Annotated in this window: 6 protein-coding genes; 4 read left to right on the forward strand and 2 right to left on the reverse strand. The window is 71.8% G+C overall.

Annotated features, from left to right (window positions below):
* Position 1 precedes the first annotated feature (1 nt).
* The 3 genes from O7623_RS03825 to O7623_RS03835 all read left to right on the forward strand — a co-directional run bounded on the left by O7623_RS03825 (position 2) and on the right by O7623_RS03835 (position 9,575).
* Entirely contained in the window at positions 2 to 3,343 is a 3,342-nt protein-coding gene (locus tag O7623_RS03825) for a hypothetical protein (RefSeq protein WP_282227200.1), read from the forward strand.
* A complete protein-coding gene (locus O7623_RS03830; protein WP_282227201.1) occupies positions 3,340 to 8,322 on the forward strand; it encodes a DEAD/DEAH box helicase in 4,983 nt (1,660 codons plus the stop codon). Before O7623_RS03825 ends, O7623_RS03830 begins: the two co-directional genes overlap by 4 nt.
* Positions 8,323 to 8,420: 98 nt before the next feature.
* Complete coding sequence (locus tag O7623_RS03835) at positions 8,421 to 9,575, forward strand: hypothetical protein (protein WP_282227202.1); 1,155 nt, start codon at positions 8,421 to 8,423, stop codon at positions 9,573 to 9,575.
* Between the two features lie 122 nt (positions 9,576 to 9,697).
* Here O7623_RS03835 and O7623_RS03840 read toward each other — a convergent pair whose 3' ends face one another.
* Both O7623_RS03840 and O7623_RS03845 read right to left on the reverse strand, forming a co-directional pair.
* The gene (locus O7623_RS03840) at positions 9,698 to 10,090 is read right to left on the reverse strand and encodes a hypothetical protein (RefSeq protein ID WP_282227203.1); all 393 of its coding nucleotides are present in this window, start codon (positions 10,088 to 10,090) and stop codon (positions 9,698 to 9,700) included.
* 63 nt (positions 10,091 to 10,153) lie between these two features.
* A complete protein-coding gene (locus O7623_RS03845) occupies positions 10,154 to 11,533 on the reverse strand; it encodes a helix-turn-helix transcriptional regulator (protein ID WP_282227204.1) in 1,380 nt (459 codons plus the stop codon).
* 173 nt (positions 11,534 to 11,706) lie between these two features.
* Between O7623_RS03845 and O7623_RS03850 the strand changes: the two genes are divergently transcribed.
* Complete coding sequence (locus O7623_RS03850; RefSeq protein ID WP_282227205.1) at positions 11,707 to 11,913, forward strand: hypothetical protein; 207 nt, start codon at positions 11,707 to 11,709, stop codon at positions 11,911 to 11,913.
* Positions 11,914 to 11,972 lie beyond the last annotated feature (59 nt).

The following is an 11,972-nucleotide window of genomic DNA, read 5'->3' on the forward strand; positions in this document are numbered from 1 at the left end:
GGTGCGGGCATCCGACTATCTCCATCAACGGGAGCGTGAGTGGCGGCCCGCGCTGCGCGCCGTGTCGCTGGTCGCCGAGATCGCGGTGCCCGAGCTCGAAGCCCGCCGAGCGGTCAGTGCGCTGGGAAAACTGTACGGGGCCGGCAGCGAGTACGAGCAGCGTCAATTCCTGCACTACCGCTACCCGGCCTGCCTGCTGGTCGGCCTCAGTGGGATCGGTGCGTCCCGCTACGAGCAGGGCAACTACTGGGGTGCCGTGGACGACCACACCCACGGTCAGTTCGACCCGACCGCCTGGGGTGCGGCGTTCCGGGCCAACCTGGACCAGTTCGGCCTGGCCCGATTCCCCGGCCTGCCGCAGATCAACGTCGGTGAAATCCTCATGCACGGCGGGATTCCCGCCTACTGCCTGGGGGATCTGCTGAATCTGCTGCTGCAACGGCAGTCCCGCGAGCCTGGCACCACCGTCGCGGACTTCTTCGCCTGGGCGTTGACGCCCGGCCGGGAATCGCGACTGAACACCCTCGACGTGCCGGTGCGGCGGCTGCTGCAGCATGGCGGCGAATACGCCGAAGACCTCGTCGACCGCTGCCTCGACCTGCTGGACCGGTTCCGCGTGCCGGCGTTCAACGCCGACGGGCTCGGCCTGCCGCCGCACCTGATCGATCAGGCCCGCGGCTACGTCGACGCCGGGCAACTCGACTGGGCCGGCACCGCGGCCCGCACCGGCACCGCCGCCGGGGGCAGCGGCGGCGCGGCGACCCCCCGACCGTACGTGGAGCTGGAGCCGTACGGCCGGGGCCTGCTGGTGCGGCTGCCGGCGGTGCCCGACGCACCCGGCGGCCGGGTCGAATGGCGGGTCCGGGTCGGCGAGGACGTCCAGACGATCGTCAGCCGCTCCCGGATCCCCGGTGACGTCGACACCGCACCACCGGCCGTCGCGACGATCTCCCGACCGGCGCGGCAGGTCACGGTCGAACTCGCCGCCATCGAGCGGGAGTTCGAACTCGACCTGATCGACCCCCGCGAACCGATGCTGATCTTCACCGACGAAGGCCGGCGGGTGCCGCTGACCGCCAGCCTGCCGCCGGAGCCGGTCTGGATCCTGCACGCCGCGCGGGACGGCAACGGCCAGCCGGTCACCCTGCACATCGACCGGGCCGCCGCCGCGTCCACTGGCGCAGGTGGTGCCGACCCGGCGGCCGACGGCGACCTGCCGGTGCCGTACGGCTGGTTCGGCTGGACGCTGCGCCGGGTCGACCTGGGACAGGTCACCGGGCTGCGGCTCGCTGACGGCCCGGCCCGGCGGGTCGGCACCGCCCGGCGGGCCCAGCTGCGCCTCAGCCCGCCGCTGCCCGACGTGGTCAGCGTCGCCGGCACCCCCGTGTACGGTGCCGCTCCACTGCTGACCCTGCCGACCGAGGCGGGCGTGGCCACCGAATGGTCGATCCGCGTTCGCCGGCCCGGCAGCGCCGAACTGCTCACCGGCACCAGTGTGCGGATCACCGACGACACCGTCACCGACCCGTGGGAGCAGCTGCCCCGGCCGCTCGTCGGCAGCTACGAGATCACCGTCCGGGGGCCGCTCGGCCGGGGCCTGTCCCGCACCATCGACCTCGCCGAAGGGCTGACCGTCGCCGGCCACCCGGTGTGGCGCGAGCTGCGGCCCGACGGACTCGCGCCGGCGACCGTACGGCTCGGCGCGGCCGCGTCGGCGCTGCGGGTCGACCCGCCGCTGACCCGGCTCGACCCGACGCAGACCAGCGCCGACGTGCAGCTCACCGCCGCCGGACACACCACCACGGTACGGGTCACCCCGCCGCACATGGCCGCCCAGTGGGTCAGCGCCGGCCGCACCACCCCGTGGTCGCTGCAGCCGCTGCGCCTGGACACCGAAACCGTCGGCGACGGTGAACTGCTGGTTCGGCTGCCGGCGGCGGTCGACGCCGACCTCGTTGTCACCAGCGGCGGCCAGCAACGGCAGACCGTCGCCTCCCGCGCCACCTACGGTCAGCCGCTCGCCCGGTTCCCGCTCGCCGCGATCGCCGACACCGTCCGGGTCTGCGGCTCCGCCCAGCTCGCGGTCCGCCTGAGCGGCCAACAGTTCCCCGTCGCCCGCTGCCTGCCCCGACAGCTCGCCGGCACCGTCCACCTCAAAGACGACCAGCTGGTCCTCGGCGACGCCAGCCCGGTCAACGGGCTGACCGCCGGCGTCTACCAGGTGCTGGCCCCGTGGCGGCCACCGCACGTCACCGCGATCGGCACCGACCTGGCCAGCGAGCCGCTGCCGGCCGATCTGACCCGGACCGGCCCGCTGGCGGTGCTGCTGCGCGTCGACGACCCGTGGCTGCCCGAACCCTGGCCCGACTGGCCCGGCCCGGACAACAGCTTCACCGTCGACGGCGACTGGGACCCGCCGCTGCCCGACACCCCCGACACGGCGCTGTCACGCCACCTGGCCGGGCTGGCCGACCTACCGGACCGCCCCGACGTCGCACCGCTGATCCTCCCGCTGTACCGGCGCGCCGAGGACCTGCGCCGCCACGGCGTCACCGTCGACGTCCGCGCCACCGCCGCCGTGCTGCGCCGACACCCGGTCGCCGCCCTCACCGCGCTGACCCGCACCCGGTCACCCGCAGCCGAACTGGTGGCCCCGCTGGTGCACTCCGGGCTGGTGGCGCTGCCGCCGCTGGCCTACCTCGGCACCGCCGACGAGGCGAGGCTGTGGCAGACCAGCCCACTGGCGGCGCTGCTGGCCACCGCGTACCGGCTCGCGGTCACCGCAGCCGGCGACGACCTGCACGAACGGGCGGCGACGGCGTGCGGCGACTCCCTCGATGTGCTCCTGGCGGGTCAGCCCGACCCGCACCGGGCGGTCGGCCGCTTCGACCAGGCCGCGCAGCAGTTGGCCCGGCTGCCGGCCGAGCAGCGCGACGAGCTCTGGCGGGCGATGCGGATCGTCCCCGGTGGACTCCTCGACGCCGACGAACGGGTCGCCGCCGCCCGCCGGCTGTTCGACGTGCGAAACCGGCCCGGCGTGGCCCGGGTCGCCGCCGCCGGCGCCGACCTGCTGCGCACCCTGCGTCCCGCGCTGGCCGCCGCCGGCGGCCCGGTCGTCGACGCGGCGGTCGGGGCGCGGCAGTGCGGCCCCGGCTGGCCGGACCTGCCGGCACTGTCGCTGGCGTTCGCCTTCACCGCCCGGCTGGTCGCCCGGGACCGGCTGCCGGCCGCCCTGCTGACCCGGACCATTGCGCACCACGCGACTCTGGCCCGGCACGCCCCCGACCTGACCACCATCGACATCTTCCTCGCCGAACTCACCCTCACCGGAGACGCCGAATGATCCTGGATCCCCTGGCCACCAGCGACGACATCGTCGCTACCTATCAGCGGTACCTGCGCAGCCTGGTCGAGCCGAGAGATCCCCGGCTCGCCGCCGCACTGGACACCGCGATCGCCGACGCGATCAGCCAGGAGATCACCAAAGGGCCACTGCTGGAAGCCACCCCGCCGTACCGCGCCGGGCGCACCCCGCGTCAGCTCATCGACGCCGGGGCGCTGCACCCGGAGATCGCCGCGCTCGGTGCCGGCCTGGCCCTGGACCGGCCGCTGTACCGGCACCAGGAACGGGCGATCGGCAAGGTACGGGCCGGCCGCAACGTCGTCGTCGCCACCGGCACCGGCTCGGGCAAGACCGAAAGCTTCCTGCTGCCGATCCTGGACCGGCTGATGGCGCAACGCGCCGCCGGCACCCTCGGCCCCGGCGTCCGGGCGCTGCTGCTCTACCCGATGAACGCCCTCGCCAACGACCAGATGAAACGGCTGCGCACCCTGCTCGCCGGAGCCCCCGACATCACCTTCGGCCGCTACACCGGCGAGACCAAGCACACGCTGAGTGAAGCCGCCGAGGTCTTCGCCCACCAGCATCCCGGTGTGCAGCAGCTGCCCAACGAACTGCTCAGCCGCGAACAGATGCAGGCCACGCCGCCGCATCTACTGCTGACCAACTACGCCATGCTGGAATACCTGCTGCTGCGGCCACTGGACATGGACCTGTTCGAAGGCGACCACGCCGGCCACTGGCAGTTCATCGTCGTCGACGAAGCCCACGTCTACGACGGGGCGCGCGGCGCCGAACTGGCGATGCTGCTGCGTCGCCTCGTCGACCGGGTCGGCCAAGGCCGGTCGGTGCAGTGCATCGCCACCAGCGCCACCGTCGGCGGCGACCTGGCGGCCGTCGCCGACTTCGCCAGCTCCCTGTTCCCGGTGCCGTTCCAGCATGACCCGGCCGACGCCGCGTCGCAGGACGTCATCACCGCCGAACGGGTCGAGGTGCCGGCCGGGCCGGAATGGGGTCCGCTGCCCGCCGCCGCGTACCGGCAGCTTCGCGAGGCCGCGTCGCCGGCCGCCGCCCTGCTGGAGCACGCCCGCCGCGACGGCGTGCCCACCGTGTCGACTGTGCCGGCGGTGCCTGCCGAGTCGGCCGATGATGCGGCCGCTGCGGTGCTGGAGCAGGAGCAGCGGGTACGCCGACTCAAACGGCTGCTCTCGCACGGGCCGATGCCGTTGCGTGAGGTCGCCAAGGCGCTGTTCCCCGACGACGCCGACCAGACAGCCGTCACCGACCTCGTCGCACTGGCCAACGCCGTACATGACAGCACCGGCACCCCGGTGCTGTCCGCCCGCTACCACCTGTTCGCCCGCGCCACCGAAGGTGCCTTCGCCTGCCTCGGGGCCAACGGCCCGCACGTGAGCCTGACCCGGCGCGAACGCTGCACCCACTGCGGCGACGCCGCCTTCGAGATCGGCACCTGCCGCCGGTGCGGCACCGAACACCTCGCCGGCACCGTCGAACGGGTCGGCACCACCGCCGTCTTCCGGTCCCGCCGCTCCCGCGACGAACAACAGACCTGGCTGGCCCTCGTCGACGACGTGACCACCGACGAGGACGAGGAAACCCTGCAGACCAACAGCGTCGCCAGAGCCAGCGAAACCGGTGCGCTCTGCGCCCGCTGCGGAGTGTTCCAGGTCGGACCGGCCGGCAACTGCCCGCAGTGCCCCGCAAGTCCGATGCGGACCGTGCGGTTCGTGCGGCAGAACGCCGAAGCGCTCACCGCCTGCGTGGGCTGCGGCGGACGCGGCGACGGGCTCATCCGGTTGTTCGCCAGCGGCAACGAAGCCTCCGCCTCGGTGCTCGCCACCGCCCTCTACCAGCGACTGCCGCAGGCCACTGACCCGGCGCAGCAGGCCCGGCCCGGTGGCGGCCGCAAAGTGCTGCTGTTCAGCGACAGCCGCCAGTCGGCGGCCTACTTCGCCCCGTACCTGGAAGACTCCTACCAGCGGGTGCAGCGCCGCCGCCTGCTGCGCGAAGGCGCACTCGCAGCCGCCGGCCGGCGCGACGACGAGATCCGGCTCGACGACGTCGTCCACGACACTTCCCGCGCCGCCGAACGCTACGGAATCTTCCAACGCCGCGACTCCGCCCAGGCCCGCCGCCGGCAGGTCGCCCTCTGGGCGCAGACCGAGATCGTCGGCGTCGACGAACGGAACTCGCTCGAAGGGCGCGGCCTGCTCGCCTGGGGCATGTCCCGCGACCCCGCCTGGCAGGCACCCCAACCGCTGATCAGCCTCGGTCTCACCGAGACGGAAGTGTGGGCGCTGCTCGACGAGCTGCTGCGCTCCGTACGGCTGCAGGGAGCCGTCGCCGCCCCCGACGGGGTCGACCCGCGCGACGAGGCGTTCGCCCCCCGCGTCGGGCCGATCTACCTGCGCGGCACCGGCTCCGACTCCCGCCGCAAGGTGCTGAGCTGGCTGCCGACCAAAGGCGCCAACCGGCGGGTCGACTACCTGCGGCGGGTCCTCGCCCGCCTCAGTGTCACCGCCGACCCGCACCAGCTCCTCGACGGCATCTGGCGGCTGCTGACCGTCGGGCCGATGAGCGAGCTGCTGCGGCCCAGCCTCGAACCCGGCATCGGGCAGGTCTACCAGCTCGACCACGAACTCGTCACCTGCACGGTTCCCGGCGACGACCACCCGGTCTGGCAGTGCGGCACCTGCCGGCGGATCACCCCGTACACGGTACGAGGGGTCTGCCCGACCATGAAGTGCGTCGGGGAGCTGACCCGCTGGGTGCCGCCGCCGGCCGACGTCGACCACGACCACTACCGGTCGGTGTACCGGGCGATGAACCCGGTACCGATGCGGGTGCTCGAACACACCGCCCAGTGGACCAGCGAACGGGCCGCGTTCATCCAGCAGGAGTTCGTCCGGGGCGAGGTCAACGCGTTGTCCTGCTCCACCACGTTCGAGCTCGGTGTCGACGTCGGTGAACTGCAGGCCGTCATGCTGCGCAACATGCCACCCACCACCGCCAACTACGTGCAGCGGGCCGGGCGGGCCGGCCGGCGCACCGACTCGGCGGCCCTGGTCCTGACCTACGCGCAGCGGCGGTCACATGACCTGTCGCGGTTCGCCGAACCGGACCGGATGATCGCCGGCGAGGTCCGCGCACCGTACGTGCCGCTGACCAACGTACGGATCGACCGCCGGCACGCCCACTCGGTGGCCCTGGCCGCGTTCTTCCGGCACCACTTCCGCACCTACGGCACGATCTGGCGGAAAGCGGGGGAGTTCCTGCTCGCCGGCGACGACGGCGTCGCACCGGTGACGTTGGTCGCCGGCTTCCTCGATCCGGTGCCGGTGGAGATCGTCGAATCGCTGCACCGGGTGCTGCCGGCCGAGGTCCGCGACGAGATCGGCGTCGACTCCGGCGACTGGGTGAGCCACCTGGTCGGCCTGCTGGAATCGGTCCGCGCCGAGCTGCAGAACGACGTCGACATCTACGAGCAGAAACGGGCCGAGGCTTTCGCCGCCCGCAAGGACGACAACGCGGCCCGGTTCGGCCGGGTCATGAAGACCATCACCGGCCGGGAACTGCTCGGCCTGCTCGCCAACCGCAACGTCCTGCCCAAGTACGGCTTCCCGGTCGACACCGTCGAACTGCGGCTCACCTTCGCCGACGACCAGATGTCCCGCCAACTGGAGCTGTCCCGGGACCTGTCGTCGGCGATCTACGAATACGCCCCCGGCGCCGAGGTCGTCGCGGGTGGACAGACCTGGCAGTCGGCCGGAGTGTACCGGCTGCCCGGCCGGGACCTGGAACGGCGCCACTACGCCGTCTGCGCCGGCTGCGGCCACTACCGGGACTCGATCGAACGGCTCGACCCGCAGTGCCCGGCCTGCGGGGCACCGGCCACCGGCGTCCCCCGGCAGTACGCGGTGCCGGTGTTCGGATTCGTCGCCGACCGGTCCGGCGGCCGGCGGCCCAGCGCCGCGCCCCGGCGCACCTGGCACGGCGCCACCCACGTCGTCTCCACCGGCGCCGAGATCTTCGAAGACAAGGTCGACCTGCCGGGCGGCTCCGTGACGGTGCGGGCCGGCTCACGCGGCGAACTGATCGCCATCAGCGACGGGGCCGGCGGCGCCGGCTACCTCATCTGCGACCGGTGCGGGTTCGCCCAGTCCAACACCAGCAGGAAGCAGCGCCAACATGCCAGCCCGCTCACCGGCCGGGAATGCCGGGGCCGGCTGGAACTGCTGTCGCTGGCCCACAAATACCAGACCGACGTCCTCGACCTCAGTGTCGACAGCGCCGCGCTGGGCGGTATCGACGACAACGGTTGGCGGTCGCTCGCGTACGCGGTCGTCGAAGGGGCGGTGCTGGCCCTGGAGATCTCCCGCGACGACATCGACGCCACGGTCTACCGGACCGAGGCCAACCGCAGCCTGATCATGCTGTACGACACCGTGCCGGGCGGTGCCGGGCACGTGCAACGGATCGCGGCGCGGGTACGTGACGTCCTCGACGAGGCGCTGCGGCGGGTCCGCGACTGCGAATGCGGGGTGGAAACCAGCTGCTACCGGTGCCTGCGAGTGTTCCGCAACGACCGCTACCACGAGCACCTGCGTCGCGGTGTCGCCGCCGATGTGCTGGGTCGGCTGCTCGGCCGCGCCGACCAGACCTCGGTCGGGGCGCTGCGGGTCACTCTCGCCGAGCACGCGGCTGCGGTCAACACCGACCGTAGGTTCCTGATCGACGACGTACCCGGTGAGGTGTTCGAACCGGTGACCACCGGCCAGCTCGACCTCTACGAGGGACGGATCGTCTTCGCCCGGCAGGCCGGTGCGGCGTCGGTCGGCCGGCTGTGGTTACGCCGGGACGCCGAAAACGGCGACATCGTCGGCGCCGGCGTCGAGCCGCTGGTGGGTGAACCGCTCGACGGCCTTGATGATCTGACACTCATCGGCATCGCGCTGCTCTGACCAGGCAGACCGCTGTACGCGGGTCGCCGGACCACATCATCGAATGTCACCTAACGTGCGTGTTGGATGACATCTGGTGGTGTTCGGGGGTGGTGCTCGTGTCAACTGTGTCATGGTGGACGGCGGACGACGTCGCCAACGTGGAGAAGGACCTGGCCCGGCATCCCAAAGCCGGGCTGTGGGGCTACACCAGCCCTGCGGAGCTGGCCCACTGGGTCTTCGCCGATCCGGCCTTGCCCGCCGCCGGGGAACTGGCGGCACCGAGCGTGGATCCACTCGACGCTGATCTTGACGAGCCGGCGCGCGCCTCATGGGCACTCGCCGGCTGGTACATCTGGATGACCGTGCCGAACCCGGTCGAGACCGACGGCAAGCTGTGGTTCCTGAACCAGCGGCGGGTACGGGGCCGGTCGCTGCTGCGGGTGACCCTGGGCCGGCTGGAAACACTGTGGCTGTTCGAGGACGGCGACGGGATCAACTTCCACCTGGACAAGGTGGCCGTCGAGGCGGCCTTCGACGTCGGTGTCATCGACGAGGACGCGTGGTTTGCTCGGGTCACCGAGCGTGACCACGACCCGCACAAGACCCTGCGGGGAGATAAAGTCGGATACACGTGCGACAGCGTCGACGACGCGTGGTGGGCTCTACGGCAGCCACCGGTCCTCGCTGCGGCGCGGCTGGTCAACGCCATGAGTCTGGCCGTCGGTGGCTTCACGTTTGATCGGCTCCACCGGCCGGAGCGGCTGGCTCGGGCCTGGTCAGCCGCGCAAGTGCACTTCGATTCCCTGACGCCGCAGCCGGTGACGGGGGCGGCGTTCGACCGTCCGTACCGGTCTCCGGTGGTGGACCCGGCGGCGTTGACCGACACCCGGGCCTTCGACAAGCAGGCGTACGTGGCCGGGTGCGACGAGCACGACCGGCTCAGCCGCTGGCTGATCGACACTCTGGCCGCCACGGGCATCTTGGTGGGCACCGGGCTGGCGAAGGTGCCGGTGGACCTGGCCTGGCAGGACGCTGACGGCCGGCAGTACATCGCGGAGGTCAAGAGCCTCGTCGGTGCCAGCCCGGAGGATCAGTTGCGCCTCGGTCTCGGGCAGGTGCTCGAGTACCGCCACCGGCTGGCCCTGCTCGGCCGGGTGGTCACCCCGATCCTGCTGACCTCGGCCCCGGTCGACGAGGTGTGGCGCGACATTTGCCGGGACAACGGCGTGACCCTGCTTGTCGACGGCGACCCGCTGCCTCACGGCGGTTGATCCACTGCCGCGCGGCGGTTGATCCACTGCCGCGCGGCGGTTGATCCACTGCGCGTTATCGACGCGACACGCCGGTAGAGAGTTCGCTAGGGCGTATCGGATCATGCGTCGGGCTGACTGCTTCAGCTGTCGCCGGCGCACTCGTCGATCACGCTCTGGACCTCGGTCATCCAGATCGCCTCATTGCTGCCGGAGCGCTTGAAGGGTGCCCGCCGCGCCATGTTGAAGAAGCCGCCGGACGGCATTGCCGGCCGGCCGTCGAGGCCCTGCTGCACGACCAGCGCGGAGATCAGCCCACGGCCTTCGGCATGCTCGCGGCGTGACGCGTACTCGAGGATGTGTGGCAGGGGTCCCTGGTGGTAGGGCACCACAACTCCGTCAGCGGCGAGCCGTTCGCTGAGCTGACGGTAGGTGATCAGCGCATCCTCGAAGCGCCTCGCCTGTCGGGCTAGATCACGAAGTATGTCGATGCTGAGGCCGACCGCTCGGTCGAATTCTGGGTCACCTACTCGCATCCGTCCATCGTGCTGATACGCAGGTGAAGCACAATCGGCAGTTCGGTCATCACTCGGCTCGAGTCAGACGTCGACACCGATGCGGGCGGCGAAGGCGCGAAGGTCGGGGAGAGACCGGTGGCGGTCGCTCGCCAGCAGGTCGATGGTCAACCGCTGGGCCCACGGTCGGTAGCGGACCTCCTGCGGCGCGGTCTGCTCAGCGGCGAGCAACGCCCGGTACGCCTCGGCGTTCGTGCCTCGGCCGTGCAACGCCAGCGCGGTGTCCTGCCAGTAGCGGGCCCGACGCTCCACGGTGCCCAACTGCTGCGGGGTGATGGCGCGGGCGCATTCGACCGCCGCGCCGAAGTCACCCAGTGCGCGGGAGACACCGATCCGGTACAGCGCGACGTCGACGCTGCCGAAGGCGGGCTTCAGTTCCACTCGCCGGGCGGCCTCGTCCGCCTCGGCGAGTAGATCCAGTGCAGTGTTCCGCTGGTCGGCGAGAGCGGCCGTGTAGGCAGCGGTGGCGAGCAGCCGCCCGTACGCGGTGACGTCAGCGGGCCGCCGCAGCCCGGTGGCGGTGTCGAGCGTCGTCGCGCCGGTGAGCACGACCTCCTGCGCGGTGCCGCGGTGCCGGGTCCGGCGGAGCACGATCGCGGTGATCCGGGCATGTTCGGCCTGCAGCAGCGGGTCCCCGCAGGCCCGCGCAGTCTTACCAGCCCGGTCCATGATCGACCAGGACATGCCGTCCTCGTGCAGTTTGATCAAGACCTGTGCGGTGAGGTGGTACGCCCGGGTCGCCAGGGCGGTGACCGCACATCGTCGGTCGTCGGCGGCGTTCGCGGTGACTGTCGCCGCGCCGGTGACCAGTTGCGGTAGGCGGGTGGCGAGTCGGGCGTACCGACACGCCTGAAGGTCCGCTGACGCGGCGGCCAGCGTGGCGCGCAGCTCGACCGGGCTGACAGGTGGGGTGGTGCTCGGGTACGCGCCGAGGAGCAGGCCCGACAGCCCGGCCGCCAGCTGTGGTGGGCGGCTGGTGGCGTGGCCGGCAGAGCCCGGGCCGGTGGGGATGGCCGCACCGGCGAGCCCCGCCAGACCGCCCAGTACCGCGCGCCGTCGGATCACGTCCTCTCCCGTCTCAGGCCAGGATCGGCTACCGGGAAGCCTAACGATCGAAGTGGACTCGTGGTGGCTGGCCGATGTGCCAGAGTTGGTCAAGCCGAACAGCTCCGGTGGAATGTCGAACACGTCGGCGAGCCGTCGGAGGGCGGACACGTCGGTCAACCGCTGCCGGCCGCGTTCGATCCGCGACAGGCTCGCCGCAGAGTAGCCGCAGCGTCGCCCGGCCTCCGCGAGGGTCAGCCGGGCGGCCGTGCGGGCCAGCCGGATCAGGTTGCCGTAGTCGCCGGCTGCCGCCGCCCGACGCGTCTCGGGAAGGCCGGCCCACCGGCGGTCGCCGCTCATCGCAGTCTCCCGCCCATGGTCACGCTCGGTATTGCCTCCACTGTGCAACGCGCGTGCCAGCGTGTGCAAAGCGCTTGCGTATCCGGTAACGGCGCGTGTCGGCGCTACCTGGTCTCTGATGTTCTGCAAGGGCGGCGGTGATGGCGTCGGACGGCGGGTGAGGAGCGCAGACAATGGACCAGTCGGATCAAGGTCGACCTGGCCTTCGCCGGGTCGCTGTCGTCAATCGGACACTTGGCGTGGGCCTGTTCGGCGTCGTGGCGATCGTCGTCATCATGCTTGTGGCAGGTGGCTCCGGGCGATCGGCTGCGGTGAGCGCGATCGGCGGGATCGTCGCCGCACTGGCTGGCCTCGCCGCTGCGTATGTACGTGAAAGATGAGCAACATGTGATGGATTGATAACTGAGGGTAGTGTGCGGCGGTCCGGGTGGGCGGAAAC

The sequence above is a fragment of the Solwaraspora sp. WMMD791 genome, from assembly GCF_029581195.1.
Classification (GTDB): domain Bacteria; phylum Actinomycetota; class Actinomycetes; order Mycobacteriales; family Micromonosporaceae; genus Micromonospora_E.